19 protein-coding genes are annotated in these 15,444 nt (G+C 40.2%); 2 read left to right on the forward strand and 17 right to left on the reverse strand.

Features of this window, described 5'->3' with window-relative positions; genetic code table 11:
- Positions 1-76: 76 nt before the first annotated feature.
- Positions 77-1,159, forward strand: a complete 1,083-nt coding sequence (locus HMPREF2766_RS08010) for a M24 family metallopeptidase (protein ID WP_070569138.1) — start codon at positions 77-79, stop codon at positions 1,157-1,159.
- A gap of 12 nt (positions 1,160-1,171) precedes the next feature.
- Positions 1,172-2,035, forward strand: a complete 864-nt coding sequence (locus HMPREF2766_RS08015; protein WP_061408616.1) for a hypothetical protein — start codon at positions 1,172-1,174, stop codon at positions 2,033-2,035.
- 90 nt (positions 2,036-2,125) lie between these two features.
- Here HMPREF2766_RS08015 and HMPREF2766_RS08020 read toward each other — a convergent pair whose 3' ends face one another.
- The 17 genes from HMPREF2766_RS08020 to HMPREF2766_RS08100 all read right to left on the reverse strand — a co-directional run bounded on the left by HMPREF2766_RS08020 (position 2,126) and on the right by HMPREF2766_RS08100 (position 15,402).
- Positions 2,126-2,587 (reverse strand): ECF transporter S component, encoded by a 462-nt coding sequence (locus tag HMPREF2766_RS08020; protein WP_070569141.1) that lies wholly within the window; start codon positions 2,585-2,587, stop codon positions 2,126-2,128.
- Positions 2,565-3,338: a bifunctional hydroxymethylpyrimidine kinase/phosphomethylpyrimidine kinase gene (locus tag HMPREF2766_RS08025; RefSeq protein WP_070569144.1), complete on the reverse strand. Its 774-nt coding sequence runs from the start codon at positions 3,336-3,338 to the stop codon at positions 2,565-2,567. The genes HMPREF2766_RS08020 and HMPREF2766_RS08025 overlap by 23 nt, the downstream gene beginning before the upstream one ends.
- A complete protein-coding gene (truA, locus tag HMPREF2766_RS08030; protein ID WP_070569147.1) occupies positions 3,328-4,077 on the reverse strand; it encodes a tRNA pseudouridine(38-40) synthase TruA in 750 nt (249 codons plus the stop codon). The genes HMPREF2766_RS08025 and truA overlap by 11 nt, the downstream gene beginning before the upstream one ends.
- A 99-nt stretch (positions 4,078-4,176) precedes the next feature.
- The gene (locus HMPREF2766_RS08035; protein ID WP_045617502.1) at positions 4,177-5,328 is read right to left on the reverse strand and encodes an MFS transporter; all 1,152 of its coding nucleotides are present in this window, start codon (positions 5,326-5,328) and stop codon (positions 4,177-4,179) included.
- A 112-nt stretch (positions 5,329-5,440) separates the two neighbouring features.
- Positions 5,441-6,064 carry a Pr6Pr family membrane protein gene (locus tag HMPREF2766_RS08040; RefSeq protein ID WP_000775204.1) on the reverse strand — a complete coding sequence of 208 codons (624 nt, stop codon included), beginning with the start codon at positions 6,062-6,064 and terminating at the stop codon, positions 5,441-5,443.
- 2 nt (positions 6,065-6,066) lie between these two features.
- On the reverse strand, positions 6,067-6,405 hold the full coding sequence (locus HMPREF2766_RS08045; protein ID WP_042768486.1) for a zinc ribbon domain-containing protein YjdM: 339 nt from the start codon (positions 6,403-6,405) through the stop codon (positions 6,067-6,069).
- A 208-nt stretch (positions 6,406-6,613) separates the two neighbouring features.
- A complete protein-coding gene (locus HMPREF2766_RS08050) occupies positions 6,614-7,132 on the reverse strand; it encodes a Dps family protein (RefSeq protein ID WP_000229890.1) in 519 nt (172 codons plus the stop codon).
- 188 nt (positions 7,133-7,320) lie between these two features.
- The gene (gene tpiA, locus HMPREF2766_RS08055; protein WP_000087891.1) at positions 7,321-8,079 is read right to left on the reverse strand and encodes a triose-phosphate isomerase; all 759 of its coding nucleotides are present in this window, start codon (positions 8,077-8,079) and stop codon (positions 7,321-7,323) included.
- A 96-nt stretch (positions 8,080-8,175) separates the two neighbouring features.
- Positions 8,176-8,853 carry a DnaD domain-containing protein gene (locus tag HMPREF2766_RS08060; RefSeq protein WP_049505240.1) on the reverse strand — a complete coding sequence of 226 codons (678 nt, stop codon included), beginning with the start codon at positions 8,851-8,853 and terminating at the stop codon, positions 8,176-8,178.
- An 8-nt stretch (positions 8,854-8,861) separates the two neighbouring features.
- Entirely contained in the window at positions 8,862-9,806 is a 945-nt protein-coding gene (metA, locus tag HMPREF2766_RS08065) for a homoserine O-acetyltransferase MetA (protein WP_001122733.1), read from the reverse strand.
- A 181-nt stretch (positions 9,807-9,987) separates the two neighbouring features.
- Positions 9,988-10,500, reverse strand: coding sequence for an adenine phosphoribosyltransferase (locus tag HMPREF2766_RS08070; RefSeq protein ID WP_001049316.1), 513 nt, complete (start codon positions 10,498-10,500; stop codon positions 9,988-9,990).
- A 179-nt stretch (positions 10,501-10,679) separates the two neighbouring features.
- Positions 10,680-11,369, reverse strand: a complete 690-nt coding sequence (rplA, locus tag HMPREF2766_RS08075) for a 50S ribosomal protein L1 (RefSeq protein ID WP_001085675.1) — start codon at positions 11,367-11,369, stop codon at positions 10,680-10,682.
- A gap of 97 nt (positions 11,370-11,466) precedes the next feature.
- The gene (gene rplK / locus HMPREF2766_RS08080) at positions 11,467-11,892 is read right to left on the reverse strand and encodes a 50S ribosomal protein L11 (protein ID WP_001085808.1); all 426 of its coding nucleotides are present in this window, start codon (positions 11,890-11,892) and stop codon (positions 11,467-11,469) included.
- A gap of 122 nt (positions 11,893-12,014) precedes the next feature.
- Entirely contained in the window at positions 12,015-12,731 is a 717-nt protein-coding gene (gene ldcB, locus HMPREF2766_RS08085) for an LD-carboxypeptidase LdcB/DacB (RefSeq protein ID WP_000747738.1), read from the reverse strand.
- A gap of 14 nt (positions 12,732-12,745) precedes the next feature.
- The gene (locus HMPREF2766_RS08090; RefSeq protein ID WP_000335584.1) at positions 12,746-13,207 is read right to left on the reverse strand and encodes an HIT family protein; all 462 of its coding nucleotides are present in this window, start codon (positions 13,205-13,207) and stop codon (positions 12,746-12,748) included.
- A gap of 186 nt (positions 13,208-13,393) precedes the next feature.
- Positions 13,394-14,347: a hypothetical protein gene (locus HMPREF2766_RS08095; protein ID WP_000462603.1), complete on the reverse strand. Its 954-nt coding sequence runs from the start codon at positions 14,345-14,347 to the stop codon at positions 13,394-13,396.
- 17 nt (positions 14,348-14,364) lie between these two features.
- Positions 14,365-15,402 carry a M42 family metallopeptidase gene (locus tag HMPREF2766_RS08100; RefSeq protein ID WP_001077273.1) on the reverse strand — a complete coding sequence of 346 codons (1,038 nt, stop codon included), beginning with the start codon at positions 15,400-15,402 and terminating at the stop codon, positions 14,365-14,367.
- Positions 15,403-15,444 lie beyond the last annotated feature (42 nt).

Raw genomic sequence — 15,444 nt, forward strand, 5'->3', positions numbered from 1 at the left:
ACCTGTTCTTTTACCCTTCTCCCTTGCATTTTCTCTCATTTTTTGCCAAAATAGAGGGGTAGAAAGAAGGTAGCATATGTCTAAATTACAACAAATCGTAACATATCTTGAATCAGAAAAACTAGACGTCGCTGTCGTATCTGACCCCGTCACTATTAATTACCTCACTGGCTTTTACAGTGATCCCCATGAACGCCAAATGTTCCTCTTTGTCCTAGCGGATCAGGAACCTCTCCTCTTTGTCCCAGCTCTCGAAGTGGAACGTGCAAGCAGCACTGTTTCTTTCCCAGTTGTAGGCTATGTGGATTCTGAAAATCCATGGCAAAAAATCAAAAACGCTTTGCCTCAACTTGACTTCAAACGTGTCGCTGTTGAGTTTGACAATCTCATCTTGACCAAATACCATGGTTTGAAATCAGTTTTTGAAACTGCTGAGTTTGAAAACCTCACTCCTCGCATCCAACGCATGCGCCTCATCAAATCAGCTGATGAAGTGCAAAAAATGATGGTTGCAGGTATCTATGCTGATAAGGCTGTTAAGGTTGGTTTTGACAACATTTCTCTTGATAAGACTGAGACAGATATCATTGCACAAATCGACTTTGCCATGAAGCGTGAAGGCTATGAAATGAGCTTTGATACCATGGTCTTGACTGGCGATAATGCTGCAAATCCGCACGGTATCCCTGGAGCAAACAAAGTCGAAAAGGACGCCCTTCTCCTCTTTGACCTCGGTGTTATGGTTAATGGATATGCCTCAGACATGACTCGCACAGTAGCTGTCGGCAAACCAGACCAGTTCAAAAAAGATATCTACAACTTGACCCTTGAAGCTCAACAAGCTGCTCTTGACTTTATCAAGCCAGGAGTAACAGCTCATGAAGTGGATCGAGCTGCCCGTGAAGTTATCGAGAAAGCTGGTTATGGAGAGTACTTCAACCACCGTCTCGGTCACGGTATCGGTATGGATGTCCACGAGTTCCCATCTATCATGGAAGGAAACGACATGACCATCGAAGAAGGCATGTGCTTCTCTGTTGAACCAGGTATCTATATCCCTGGAAAAGTCGGTGTCCGTATCGAAGACTGCGGTGTCGTCACTAAGGATGGCTTTGACCTCTTCACCAGCACCAGCAAAGACTTGCTTTATTTTGATTAATGGTATTATTTTATGTTAAATGATTTCTTTAAATTAGTTGACAACGTTACTAACGAAACTTCTAAGGTTGTAAATGGTATCGTTAATGAATCCTCGAAGGTTGTTAATGATATTGCTAATGAGACTTCAAAAGCCGTAAAAATAGTTGTCGATGAAACTTCAAAAATAACTGGCAATACTGTAGATGGAGCTGTGAATATAGTCAATAATACTATGACAGGAATTTCTAATGTTATAAGTATTCCAGGTAAAGTTGTAAATATTATTCTTGAAGTACACTCATGGAATAGTCAAGAGCGTCTTGAAAAGAAACAAGATGAGGAGCTTAGACAATCTTTATCCATTCAATTTCCAGAATTCTTAAATCAAGAAGAGTTCAATAGAATAATTCACGAAGAAACCGATAAAATTATTCGAATAAAAAAAGTAGAAATTAGCCAAGCTTTAATTAATTTGGAGGTATATTCAAATAGTCGAATTTCAACTTGGTGTTTTACTTTAGATTATAATGATTATGGAATTTTAACAGGAAAAGTTAGAATCTCAAGTGAAAACACTGACTCAAGTATGCCTAAAAATGTTAGTTTACGAATTTCGGAGCGGCTTAATGATATTTTAAAGAATCAGTATATTCTTCCACCTGATGATTATGAGATTTTACTTGCAAAAGAACCTTTCGAAGTAAAAGAGCTTTTTGAGAATATTGGATTTCATAATGTAACATTACTTGAAGAAAAATATGAAAAATTACCTCATTTTATTAAGAATTACAAAATACATAGTATTACAATAGAAAATTGCAAATATTTTGATAAAGATTCCTATTTTGATAGTAATTCTTCTGTTGTAATTTCCTATTATCTACAGGAAGACTGAGAGTCAAAATAATAAAACGCATAGTATCAAGTTTATTCAACACCTGATACTATGCGTTTTTTGATTTTAAAGACTTTTGACTCAACCTCTCTACTTAATCTTCTTAACACTCTGAAAGGCTATAAACCCCACAACCATTCCCACGATATTTTGCAGGAAGTTTGGTAGGATTTCTGGTAGGGCTGCTGACCAGCCATTCATTAGGGTAGAACCTAGGGCGTAGCCACTTACCATGACGATAGTAGCTAAGACTAAGCCCAGCCATTGCCATTTCCCTTTAAAACCTGCAAAATAACCTTGCAAGCCATGATTTATCAAGCTAAAGAACATCCACTGTGGATAGCCTGATAGAAGGTCAATTAGGAATCCTGCTAGTCCTCCAACGACAGCTCCTTCTTTACTGCCAAAGTAAAAGGCAGTAAAGAAAATACCTGCATCCAAGAGAGTCAATATTCCTGTTGGCGTTCCAATTTTCAAGTAATAACCTAGGACTACTGAAAGGGCGGTTAAGAGGGATACAAGGGCGATTTTAGTTGTTTTGGTTTGCTTCATATTGTCTTACTCCATATTGATCTGCTTGTGCGATGGCACGGTAAACGAAAGCTTTCGAGCTCTCTACTGCTGGTAAAAGTTCATCCCCTTTAACCAAGTGACTGGCGATGCTTGAGGCAAAGGTACATCCTGCACCAGCATTTTGGCCTTGAATGACTGGGTTTTCTAGAACAGTGAAAGTTTGTCCATCATAAAAGACATCCACTGCCTTGTCCTGACTGAGGCGATTGCCTCCCTTGATAATGACTGCTGGCGCTCCTAAATCATGCAATTTCTGCGCTGCAGCTTTCATGTCTTCCAATGTTTTAATTTCCTGACCAGCCAATAATTCTGCTTCAGGAAGATTTGGCGTAATCACACTGACATGAGGGAAAAAACGAATCAACTCTTGACAGAGTTCACTAACAGCTACATCGTGCGTTTCCTTGCAGACCAAAACGGGGTCCAATACCACAGGCACTCCTGGACGTTGCTTGATAAAGTCCAAGGCCTTCTCAGCCACACTGACAGTAGGGAGAAGACCAATCTTAATCCCTGCAAACTCGACATCACGCAAGCTATCCAATTCATGTTGAAAAATGGCATCGTCAATTGGGAAGACTTCAAAGCCCTTTTCGGTCAAGGCCGTCAAACAAGTGACAGCTACAAAGCCATGCAAGCCGTTTAAGGTATAGGTGGCCAAATCAGCTGATAAACCACCACCACTAAAAATATCATTCCCAGAAAGGGCTAAAATACGATTATTCTTCATAACGAATCTCCTTTAAATACAAGCCATTTGGTGCCGCCGTTGGACCTGCTAGCTGCCTGTCCTTCTTCTCCAAAATCAAGTCAATCTGCTCAACTGGCATTCGATTATTTCCTATTTTGAGCAGTGTCCCCACCATATTGCGAATCTGCTTATACAAGAAACCATTTCCCGAAAAGGTAAAGGTCAAAAATTGGCCTGTCTCATCAACTGTTAGACTTGCTTCTGTGATGGTACGAACCTTGTCCTCTACACTGGTTCCAGATGCTGTAAAACCGGTGAAATCATGAGTTCCCTCTAGCTTTTTGATTGCCATCTGCATCCGCTCTACATCAAGCGGATAGGGAAAGTGAGTAGCGTAGTGACGACGCATAGGATTTTTGGGACGTCCTCTATCCACGATAAACTCATAGGTCTTGCTGTGTTTGGCATAACGGCAATGAAAATCATCGGCCACAATCTCAATTGAAATCACATCAATATCTTCTGGAGACTGGGTATCCAGAGCAAAACGGAGTTTTTCCTCATCCATCTGATAGGGCAGATCAAAATGAATGACCTGTCCCAGAGCATGGACCCCACTATCCGTCCTACCAGCACCATGAACAGCGATGGCTTGCCCCTTATTAAGTCTCGTTAAGATTTTCTCAATTTCCTCTTGAACGCTCCGCGCATGAGGCTGGCGCTGAAAACCGGCAAAGGCAAAACCATCATAAGAAATAGTTGCTTTATATCTTGTCATAACTTCTATTTTATCAGGAAATAAAAGTGTAAACAAGTTTAAAAATCAATAATTGTCTGGGTACAAAATTCCCAAAAAGAAAAACTTAGGAAACCAATCCTAAGCTCTCTTTTGAAGTGCGTACATAACAAAGATAGAAGTAACAATCAACCAGCATCCTAGAATGGTAAAGACTAACATACCGTTTTGAGTCACCAAGCCAATCGCCCCAAGAATGAAAGGTGTCGTAAAGGCTCCAAAGCTACATCCTAGCACTGCAAAAGATGTTGCCTGATTAAGGAGCTTGGCTGGGATTCTTTCAGAAAGAAGCTGAAAGACAGTGGTCAAGGCCACACTGTAGGAAAAACCTGCCACAACACTTCCAACTACCATCACACCCAATGACGGAGACAAGGCAATCACAATCTGCCCCAATCCAAAGGTGATACCTGACCAAAGGAGCAACCTTTCTTTAAACAGAGAGATAAAGAAAGAAAAACTCACACCTGCCAAGATACCAATCAACTGCATGATACTTAAAACCAAGCTCGATAACTGGGCATCCCCTAGACCTCTTTCCACCATCAGACTAGGAATACGAATGGTGATAGCTGTGTTGGTGCAGACAACAACTGCTGCTTCGACAGCTAATAGAAAAATCAAGCCTTTCATCTGTCCTGTCAAACGAGTTGTTTCGGCCTCTTTTTTCTTTGTTTCTTTCTTTTCTTTCCCATAAGGGACAAAGAGCAGATAAAGGATCAATACTAAAAATCCTGCACTGTAGGCCAAGAAGGTCACTGTCCATCCCAAGGATAAGAGTTGACCTACCACTAGAGTCAAAATCGATGCCCCGACAACTTCTGCTGATCCGCGAAGACCCAACATCTGGATCCGTGTCTTTCCATGATAGCGTTCGCTAATGATGGAAATGGCCTTGGCATTAATCATTCCAACACCCAAGCCAAATAAAATCCGCATCGCAAAGACAAAGTTGTACTCCTGATACCAGAAAGGGGCAGTTCCACCGATAGAAAGGATGAGAAGTCCTAGACTAATCTGAAGTCGCTCAGGAAATAACCGCTCCAAAAACCCATTTAAAACCAGCATAATCATAATTCCAAAAGAAGGAAGACTGACCAGGAGCTCGATTTGTTCTTTGGGATAGCCTTGATAGTAGTCAAACATGGCTGGCAGAGCACTTGAGATGGAAAAGGAGGTAATCAAAACGAGGGAGAGGGCCAAAATACTAGCCCGTTCTAAATATTGTTTCATGAATTTTCTTTCTGTATATTTCTCACTGTTGATCCTTTTAAAAGGAAGATGGCAAGAAAAGAAGGAGCCCGATTGAACTAGAGACTCCGTCCTAACTTTCCTAATAGGAAGACTATTTTCGCTTGATTTGCTTGATCAGATAGAAGATGAAGCCTGCAACCATATACGCCGCAAAAATGATCAAACACCATTTGATAACCACGTCCCAACCCTTGTTCACATTTAAAAAGAAATAAGGGAAGGGATTGTCCTTGGAATTCGGAATATTGAGTTTTAAGACCAAGCCATTAAACAAGGCAAAAATCATATAAACCAAGGGCAAGATAGTCCACAAGACTGGATCCCAGATCTTGTATTGACCCCGTTTATCAAAGAAAAGGGTGTCGGCTAAAAACCAGAGTGGAACGATATAGTGGCAAAGGAAATTTTCCACACGGTAAAAGTCTGTCGCAATCGGAGCAAGCATAAAATGGTAAATCACACAGGTAATCATGATACTCATGGTAACACCACCCTTGAGACGAAGCAAGGTCGGACTTTGCCAATTTTCACCTGAACGGCTCATCACACGGAGCAGATAGCCCGTGAAAATCGTTACCAAAAGATTGGACAACACTGTGTAGTAAAGGAGCATACCAAAGCCACCGTGCTTGGTAATCTCCAAATAAACTCCTGTAAATGCCGCTAAGAACAAGAGCACACGACTATAAAAGATAAATTTATAATTCAGTTTCATGGCTAGATTTTCTTAACAAACTCTGACTTAAGTTTCATAGCTCCAAAACCATCAATCTTACAGTCGATGTTGTGGTCACCTTCTACGATACGGATATTTTTAACGCGAGTTCCTTGTTTCAAATCCTTTGGCGCACCTTTTACTTTCAAGTCCTTGATTAAGGTTACAGTATCGCCGTCAGCCAATTTATTTCCATTGGCATCGATAGCAACAACACCTTCTTCTACTTCTTCAACTTCTGCAGGATTCCACTCATAGGCACACTCTGGGCAGACCAAGAGACTTCCGTCTTCGTAGACATATTCTGAATTACATTTTGGGCAATTTGGTAAGTTGTTCATAAGTCCTCCTAAAACTAACAATTATTCTTTAAAATTCATATGTTATTGAACAGCAACTATTATACCGTAAAATCCTACTTTTGACAATGTGTCCTAAGTCCAGTAAATAAAAAATCATGCAACTGTTTACAGTTACATGACTTTTAAAAGATGACTGGTCATGGGCACTTATCAAGCGCCTCATGATAAAAGGGGTAGCAACTATATTTTACAAACCAGGAGCTTGTCCAAGTTCTGCTGCAAGCATCCAAACTGTTTTCTCAAGTTCAGCCTTAGCACCGACAAAGATATCGTTTGTAACATCATCGCCTTCTTCATCTGTCACATCCAAAGCTTTTTGGAAAAGAGCGATGAGGTAGCGGTAAATCGCTAGAACACGTTCCAAGCTTTCTTCAACGTTACGGAATTCTCCTTCTTCTTCTTCGATTTCACTGTGTTGAAGGAATTCTGTCAAAGTTGAATAAGGTTTTCCACCAAGGGTGATCAAACGTTCACTGATTTCGTCAAGATAACCATCAAGGCTATCCATGTATTCATCCATTTTTGGATGCCATACGAGGAAACCACGACCACGCATATACCAGTGAACTTGGTGAAGGGCAATGTGAGCCACATACAAGTCCGCTACTGCTTGGTTCAATACTTCCTTTGTTTTTGCCAATGCTACTGGCGCTGTTTTAGATAATGTTGTTACGTCTTTTACTGCTTCTTTTTTCAATTCAACCATATTGATCACCTCATAATATTATTTTTGCAACCATATTTATTGATTACTATCTCAGTATACTACTCCTAGTAGACAAAAGCAAGAAAATTAACCCATATTAAAAAAGTTGTAATTGACTGATAATTTAAGAAAAATATACAGTCTTTAAAAAAAAGACAGTCTTAGCAGACTGTCTGGAATGAGCTAGATTATTTTACAAAATCAAGCAATGCCAAGAAGCTTTCAGCTTCAAGTGACGCACCACCAACAAGGGCACCGTCAACGTCTGGGCAAGCCATGTATGAAGCAACGTTTTCAGGTTTAACAGAACCACCGTATTGAACACGAACTTTGTCCGCAACTTCTTGACCAAAGTCGGCTGCTACAACGTCACGAACAACTTTACACATTTTTTGTGCATCGTCTTGTGAAGCTGATTTACCAGTACCGATAGCCCAGATTGGCTCATAAGCGATAACTGATGCAGCAACTTGTTCAGCTGTCAATCCAGCCAATGCAGCAGATACTTGAGCACCTACAAACTCAGCAGCTTTACCAGCTTCGTAAGTTTCAAGTGACTCACCACAACAGATGATTGGAAGCATACCGTTTGCAAAGATTGCTTTTGCTTTTTTGTTGATATCTTCGTCAGTTTCATGGAAGTAGTCACGACGTTCTGAGTGCCCGATAACAACGTAGTCAGTACCGATTTCTTTCAAAACTTGTGGGCTTGTTTCACCAGTGAAAGCACCTGCATTTTCAAAGTAGCAGTTTTGAGCAGCAACTTTAAGGTTTGAACCTTTAGCAGCAGCAAGAACAGCTGTCAAATCAAGAGCTGGAGCTGCGATACCTGCTTCAACAAGGTCTGATGAAGGAAGTTTTGATGCAACGGCTTCAACGAATGCTTTTGCTTCTTCTGGATTTTTGTTCATTTTCCAGTTACCAGCGATAAATGGTTTACGTGACATTTCACATACCTCTTTTTTCATTTTATTCACTATTATTCTATCATATTTATAAGGAGCTTGCAAACCTTACTCTAATTTTCAAGATTTTTCAAGCGACTAATCTTGCCACAAATTCATGGCATCGAGGAAATCAGCCGAAGCCTGAACTTGTTTGGGATTATTCGCTTCTCGCTCTGCTCGTTTGGCCTCTACTTGGGCAACAGATTGAATGCCTTCATGGCGCCAGTTTCGTAGGATTGCCTGAATATATTTCCAGTTTGGCTTGCCATTGAGAACGGCCTCTCGGAGAGCTTCCTTAATCAAATCCGCCTTAACTCCGTCTTCTTTGACAGTCTTGGAAAGATCTTCGATTTCAAATGGTGTTAATAAGCGTCCCAACTCCTGCTGAAAAGTTTCAACCAGATCCTTCAACTGATTCTGCGGGTTTGGGGCAGTTGTAGCTGGAGTTTGGCTGTCTAGTAAGCTATCCAAGCGTTCAAAAGCCAAACTAGCATCAAAAATCAGCTCAATTTCCCCATTTAGTTCAATGGTTCGATATTGTAGCAAACCATTTTCAGTCAAATTTGAAATAGATTGGTTGACATCTGCAACCTCTTTCCCAATGATTTCAGCAATCTGACTAGGTGAAACATCTCCTAGGGCTGTGGTATTTTGTAAATAGAAAAATTGCCAGACGAGAAAATCTTCGCTGGAAGGAAAGAGTTCCTTAAAATGCAAGAGCAGGGCACTTGGTAAAACCAAGTTCCCTGATTTAAAAGCGTCAAAATATGTCATAATTCCTCTTATAGATATCCAAATGCAGCCACATCATCCTCTACCTTTCTCCAGTCAAAAGGGGTTTCTTGATAAACTGCATAGTTTACCCAATTGCTGAAAAAGAGGGCAGCTGATGAAGACCAACAGAGACAAGGCGTCTCATTTACATCATCATTTTTAAAGTAGTTCTCTGGGATATGAGGGTTGAGTCCCGCCTCATAATCACGAAAATACTCTCTTGCCAAAGTGTCACGATCGTACTCCAAATGACCAAAACTATAAATTTCACGCAAATCTCGACTAGCTAGGATAGAAACCCCAACCTCAGGACCTTCTGACAGAATCTCCAGATTGGTCTTGTTTAAGATTTCTTCTTTTAAAATCTCAGTATGACGAGAATGAGGAGCTACATAGCGATCATCAAAACCTCTAAAAAGAAGGTGCCCTTCTTTTAAGGTATCCTGTGGATAAATGCCTGATAGTTTCCGATCCATCTGGTGCTTTTCAACGCCATAGCGAACATAAAGACCTGCTTGTGCTCCCCAACAGATATGGAGGGTTGAAAAAACATGCGTCTTAGACCATTTGATGACCTGCTTGAATTCCTCCCAGTAGTCCACCTCTTCAAAAGGCAAATGCTCCACTGGTGCTCCTGTGATAATCATTCCATCAAAAAAGTCATCCTTGACCTCTGGAAAGGTTTTATAGAAGGTTTCCATATGTTCGGCACGAGTTGTCTTGGAACGATGTGTTTCCATATATAAGAAATCAATATCTAATTGCAAGGGGGTATTGGCCAAATGCCGTAAGAGTTGCGTTTCTGTTACCATCTTTTGAGGCATGAGATTTAAAATCAAAATCTTCAAGGGGCGAATATCCTGATGAGCAGCCCGTTGGTCGTCCATAACAAAGATATTTTCTGTCCTTAAAATCTCCACAGCTGGCAATTTTTTATCAATTCTAATCGGCATAACCTTCTCCTAACTGTACTCTTTTAGAAATAATTGAATGTGTTTGAAGTCAAATCTCAAACACTTAGTCCTTTTATTATACTGCAAGAAGATATAGTTTTCAATTATAGTTTTTCTCTAACTAGCTATAGTTTGTTTATATAGCAGATGAAGAGAAAACAGCCCCAAGGACTGTTTTTCATTAATAATGCATAAGTACCTTGTAATCGTAATCTCCGATTTTTTCACGGCCTTTAAGCTCATCCAACTCAATCAAGAAGGCACAACCGGCTACAACTCCACCAAGTCTTTCAATCATCTCAATGGTTGCTTTGACAGTTCCACCTGTTGCCAAAAGATCATCTACGATGAGAACACGTTGACCTGGCTTAATCGCATCAGCATGCATGGTCAAGGTATCAATACCGTACTCTTTCTCATAGTCAGCAGAAATGACTTCACGTGGCAATTTCCCTGGTTTACGAACAGGTGCAAAGCCAATTCCCAACTCAAAAGCAACTGGGCAGCCCACGATAAAGCCGCGAGCCTCTGGGCCCACGATCATGTCGATCTTCTTATCGGTTGCATACTGAACAATTTCACGAACAGCGTAGCTATAAGCATTTCCATCTGCCATCAAAGGGCTGATATCACGGAAGGTAATACCTTCCTTAGGATAATTTTCAATCGTTGCGATATAATCTTTTAAATTCATCTTTTTCTTTCTTTCAAAGTTTTTTACTCTCTATTATACCACATTTTCTGTGAAAGAAGAAGAGGAAAAGCACTATTCTATTGCCCCATCAGGCTATTAATAGAGTTATTTCCCCTGGAATGAACTTATCATCAAAAAAACGAGCACATTCGTACTCGTTCTCTGATATAAACTACTGATTAAAGTGAGTTTACGTCAACCTTGATACCAACACCTTGAGTAGTTGTGATTGTCAAGTTTGTTACGTAAGTTCCTTTAGCTGTAGCTGGTTTTGCTTTTTGGATTGTTTCGTTGAAAGCTTTGAAGTTTTCAACCAATTTTTCAGCTTCAAATGATACTTTACCGATGATTGCTTGAACGTTACCTGCACGGTCAGCACGGTAAGTAATTTTACCACCTTTAGACTCTTCAACTGCTTTAGCAACATCCATTGTTACAGTACCAGTTTTAGGGTTTGGCATCAAGTTACGTGGTCCAAGGACACGTCCAAGACGTCCAACAAGAGCCATCATGTCAGGTGTAGCGATAACTACGTCGAAGTCCAACCAACCGTCGTTGATTTTCGCAACAAGGTCATCTTCACCAACAAAGTCTGCACCAGCAGCTTTTGCTTCTTCAGCTTTTGCACCACGTGCGAAAACAAGAACGCGTGAAGTTTTACCAGTACCGTTTGGCAATACCATTGCGCCACGGATTTGTTGGTCAGCTTTTTTAACGTCGATGTTCAAGTTGTAAGCAACTTCTACAGTTGCGTCAAATTTTGCAAAGTTAGTTTCTTTTGCAAGTGCTACAGCTTCTTCTACACTGTATGCTTTTGTGCTGTCGATTTTTTCAAGAGCAGCACGAAGTTGTTTGCTTTTTTTAGCCATTTTCTATTCTCCTTGTAAGTGGTTCAATCGATTTTCATCTCCCACGTCACTTCTCGAAATGATGAAGTCTTGCGGGTTATATTGGGGGTGTTATTGATTAGTCAACAACAGTGAATCCCATAGAACGAGCAGTACCTTCGATCATACGCATTGCAGACTCAATGTTTGCTGCGTTCAAATCTGGCATCTTAGTTTCTGCAATTTCTTGTACTTGTGCACGAGTAACTGTAGCAACTTTAGTTTTGTTAGGTGTACCTGATCCTTTTTCAACACCTGCAGCTTTTTTCAAAAGAACAGCAGCTGGTGGTGTTTTTGTAACGAAAGTAAATGATTTGTCTTCGTATACTGAGATAACAACTGGAATGATCATACCAGCTTGGTCAGCTGTACGAGCGTTGAACTCTTTTGTGAATCCCATGATGTTGATACCAGCTTGACCAAGAGCAGGTCCAACTGGTGGAGCTGGTGTAGCTTTACCAGCAGGGATTTGCAATTTTACAAGTTTTTCGACTTTTTTAGCCATTTTTAAATCCTCCTTTGTGGTTTTGGCGGTAATTAGAGATTTTTACCTCCCACAAGTATGCTTTACACATACTTTTCCATTATACACTATTTATCTAAAAATGCAAGAGAAAACTTTCGTTTTTAATCGACGTAATCGCCGCCTTCAAAGCCATAGTACTCTTCTAAACTGAGACCACTTGCAGCAATTTCTTTGGCCTCTTTTCCGACGTAGCGAAGATGCCATTCTTCCGCCATGTAGCCAGTCTCTTTTTCCTTGCCTTTGAGATAGCGAACAACAAAGCCAAAGTCAGCCGCATGATCCAAGAGCCACTGGGCTGCCTTTTCTTCAGTAACTAAATCACCATCTGTCCCAATAAGGTCAAAAGCAAGACCTGTTTGGTGTTCACTATAACCTGGGCGAGCTGAGTAGCGATCAGCAGCTTCCTTACCATCTTGATTCACATAGTCTTGATAAAGTTTGGTTTGAGTTTCATAACTTCTAAAACCACTGTAGTGATCGCTGATTGGGTAGCCCGCTGCTTGCATTGCTGCAATGAGTTTCAGCAACTCTGCTTTAGCTGTTGGATTTTCTCCTGGATTATAGTCTTTTGACAAAGGATAGTGCTTATTAGCTATGACGATTTCATCGTACTTCCCTTGAATACTATAGTAGTCTCCCTTATTGACAACTTCTGCCTTCTTCTGACTAGAGGCTTGGGATTTGCTCCCTACAGTTCCTTCAGGTTGACTAGTTTGTTCCGTTTTTTGAGTGTTTTCTTCATTTTTAGGTTTTTCTTGAGAACATGCTGCTAGGGTTACTGCTAGCAAACCTGATAAAACGATGTATCTTTTTTTCATTTTTTCTTCCTCTCTTAGGCCATGTGCTTCTCTAATTCATCGGATAAGGCTTTAATCATTTGTTCCAACTCATGGGATTTCACTTGGCAATCTTCTGACGCCATTTCTTCCCAGGGCACCCACCAGACTGGACCACGGCCATTAAGCCCATGCCCCTTCATATCACCTGACCGTCTTGGAAAGAGGTGCCAGTGAGCGTGGGCATCTCCATTTCCTAGAAGTTCGATGTTCATCTTTTCAGCTTTAAACGCTTTGGCGACTGCTTCTTGGACTAAACTCATTTCCTCTAGAAAACGCAGTTTTTCAGAAGTCTCCATATGGTGGAGTTCTGTTATATGTTCTTTTGCCAGAAATAAGGTATAGCCCTTAAAGTATTGGTGATCCCCAATAACAACATAGCCTGTTTCTAGTTCTTTTACAAAGTAGGGATTTTTCCCCGCTTTAATTAGGTCTATCCGCTCACAAATAAGACACATGAGTCTCTCCTTTCAACTCTAATAAGTTCAAAATATCTTGAGCCTGACAGCTCGGGATTAGCTATACTTGCATTCTCAAGCACATAGGGATTAAATCACTCACTGTCAATCCCTGCTTTATTTACCCCTCGGATATCCACTGCTTCAAAGTCGAGAAGGATGTGATTAAGGTCAAAAAGTCGGTGTTCATAGGTCATCATTCCCCTCCCTCTTATCTTTGTGAAATAATTTTTGAATCTTATTAAAAAATGGAATAACTGTAAAATTATCTATAAAGCGTCTCTTACTTAACTTAGGTCCCTGTAGTTTTCTATATTCTTCGATATAAATTGTAGATACCTTACCAATTTCACTTTCTCCGAAGATAATAGCTTTTAAAAATATTACACCAATACTTAAACAAAGTGAAACTATTCCAACAATAAGAACAATAGATAAATTTTTATACAAATAATACGATATTACAGTATCAACTGCGACAATATAGAAAAGGCACACTGTAATAAATATTCCAGATCTTCCATCATCACTTTCATCAACACTAAATTCTGGGAGTAAAAAAATTAAAATTACAACAAGCAGCAAATAAGCCAATAACAAAGAGGGTCCAGTAGGTTGTTCTATAAAACTCTGATACCCAAAGTAAATGAAAAATAGCTGAAGTAATAACATCGCATACTGAAATAAATAAAACCATATTTTAGCTGAACTTATAAGCGGAATATTTTTTTCTACTTTTATATCTAGTAATCGTTTAGCAATTTGTATCCGATGAGCTAGTTCTTTTAAATCCTCTATTTGAAGTATTTGAGAAGCAAGTTTTTTCTCTATAATTTCTATTTGATACCATATATATCCATCATCTTCTATCCACTGATATTTTCCAAAAGTTTTTATTTTTCGTCCATACGGATTAATGTTTTGAGAAATTTTAAAAAGTAGTTTTTCTAAATCTGGATTAGTAATTCCTTTATCTACCAGTTCATCGGCATAAACAACTAGTTCTTTAAAGTTTTCTTGTTTATTTTCATACACATACTTACGATATTCCTCTTTTTTCTTTTGGAAATAAGCATACAAACCCGAAACTAACCCCGTTATTATAGCAGGCGTTGCTAATTGTTTCAGCATTTCAAACATAATACTTTATCGCCCCTTTACTCCACCAAGGTGCTCTTGAGATAGGCGTCTACCATACGCTCAGTCGCCACGACCGAATCAATGTGTGTTCGTTCGTAAGAGTGACTGGATTCAATACCAGCTCCAAGGAGGGCGTGTTTGACCTCTGCTCCTGCTGACATAGCTGCTGAAGCGTCCGATCCATAAAATGGATAGATATCCAGCTTAAATGGAATATCTTGCTCTTTCGCCAAAGCTACTAAGTGTTGACGGAAGTCATAGTGATAAGGACCAGAAGCATCCTTGACACAGATAGATACTGTGTACTCATCCGTCTGTTGGTCATCGCCCATAGCTCCCATATCTACAGCTAGATATTCCACTACCTGAGCTGGAATATTGGAGTTGGCACCGTGACCCACCTCTTCGAAGACTGAAAAAGCAAAATGAGTTGTTACTGGCAATTCAATCCCCTCTTCCTTGTAAATACGAAGAAGATTGAGCAAAATTGCTGCGCTGACCTTGTCATCCAAGTGTCGAGACTTGATAAAACCAGTTTCTGTCACAACTGTTCGCGGATCGAAACTAATAAAGTCTCCAACCTCAATACCCAAGGCGCGGGTTTCTTTTTCATTGGTTACTTTTGCATCCAAACGCACTTCCATATTGTCCTGAGTACGTTCAGCAGTTCCTGCATCCTTGTAGACATGGCAAGATGTCTGGTGGATGAGGATAGTTCCAGATACCGTTTTACCTGTACTAGCCACATGAACCGTACAGTTCTCTCCCTCAATCATGTTCCAAGGGAAACCACCGATACGATCCAATTTGAGACGGCCATCCGGTTTGACAGCACGGACAATAGCACCCAGCGTATCCACATGGGCAGTCACATAGCGGTGTTGGTCATCATTTTGACCTTTAATAGTAACATTGACACCACCCTTAGCAGTTCGAATAGGCTGGTAACCAAGCTCTTCTAAAGTATGGACTAGGTAGTCTGAAATCTCACGAGTAAAGCCCGTTGGAGATGCAATAGCAGTTAATTCTTTGATATAGTTTACAGTTTGATTCATTTCTTCACCTCTTTCCTACCATTATAACATTTTTCTAGTCAG

Source organism: Streptococcus sp. HMSC076C08 (genome assembly GCF_001810825.1).
GTDB lineage: Bacteria > Bacillota > Bacilli > Lactobacillales > Streptococcaceae > Streptococcus.

Excerpts from the sequence above, each read along its gene's own strand:
- HMPREF2766_RS08010 (WP_070569138.1), top strand. The coding sequence starts at position 77 with ATGTCTAAATTACAACAAATCGTAACATATCTTGAATCAGAAAAACTA.
- HMPREF2766_RS08015 (WP_061408616.1), top strand. The coding sequence starts at position 1,172 with ATGTTAAATGATTTCTTTAAATTAGTTGACAACGTTACTAACGAAACT.
- HMPREF2766_RS08020 (WP_070569141.1), bottom strand. The coding sequence starts at position 2,587 with ATGAAGCAAACCAAAACAACTAAAATCGCCCTTGTATCCCTCTTAACC.
- HMPREF2766_RS08025 (WP_070569144.1), bottom strand. The coding sequence starts at position 3,338 with ATGAAGAATAATCGTATTTTAGCCCTTTCTGGGAATGATATTTTTAGT.
- truA (WP_070569147.1), bottom strand. The coding sequence starts at position 4,077 with ATGACAAGATATAAAGCAACTATTTCTTATGATGGTTTTGCCTTTGCC.
- HMPREF2766_RS08035 (WP_045617502.1), bottom strand. The coding sequence starts at position 5,328 with ATGAAACAATATTTAGAACGGGCTAGTATTTTGGCCCTCTCCCTCGTT.
- HMPREF2766_RS08040 (WP_000775204.1), bottom strand. The coding sequence starts at position 6,064 with ATGAAACTGAATTATAAATTTATCTTTTATAGTCGTGTGCTCTTGTTC.
- HMPREF2766_RS08045 (WP_042768486.1), bottom strand. The coding sequence starts at position 6,405 with ATGAACAACTTACCAAATTGCCCAAAATGTAATTCAGAATATGTCTAC.
- HMPREF2766_RS08050 (WP_000229890.1), bottom strand. The coding sequence starts at position 7,132 with ATGGTTGAATTGAAAAAAGAAGCAGTAAAAGACGTAACAACATTATCT.
- tpiA (WP_000087891.1), bottom strand. The coding sequence starts at position 8,079 with ATGTCACGTAAACCATTTATCGCTGGTAACTGGAAAATGAACAAAAAT.
- HMPREF2766_RS08060 (WP_049505240.1), bottom strand. The coding sequence starts at position 8,853 with ATGACATATTTTGACGCTTTTAAATCAGGGAACTTGGTTTTACCAAGT.
- metA (WP_001122733.1), bottom strand. The coding sequence starts at position 9,806 with ATGCCGATTAGAATTGATAAAAAATTGCCAGCTGTGGAGATTTTAAGG.
- HMPREF2766_RS08070 (WP_001049316.1), bottom strand. The coding sequence starts at position 10,500 with ATGAATTTAAAAGATTATATCGCAACGATTGAAAATTATCCTAAGGAA.
- rplA (WP_001085675.1), bottom strand. The coding sequence starts at position 11,369 with ATGGCTAAAAAAAGCAAACAACTTCGTGCTGCTCTTGAAAAAATCGAC.
- rplK (WP_001085808.1), bottom strand. The coding sequence starts at position 11,892 with ATGGCTAAAAAAGTCGAAAAACTTGTAAAATTGCAAATCCCTGCTGGT.
- ldcB (WP_000747738.1), bottom strand. The coding sequence starts at position 12,731 with ATGAAAAAAAGATACATCGTTTTATCAGGTTTGCTAGCAGTAACCCTA.
- HMPREF2766_RS08090 (WP_000335584.1), bottom strand. The coding sequence starts at position 13,207 with ATGTGTCTTATTTGTGAGCGGATAGACCTAATTAAAGCGGGGAAAAAT.
- HMPREF2766_RS08095 (WP_000462603.1), bottom strand. The coding sequence starts at position 14,347 with ATGTTTGAAATGCTGAAACAATTAGCAACGCCTGCTATAATAACGGGG.
- HMPREF2766_RS08100 (WP_001077273.1), bottom strand. The coding sequence starts at position 15,402 with ATGAATCAAACTGTAAACTATATCAAAGAATTAACTGCTATTGCATCT.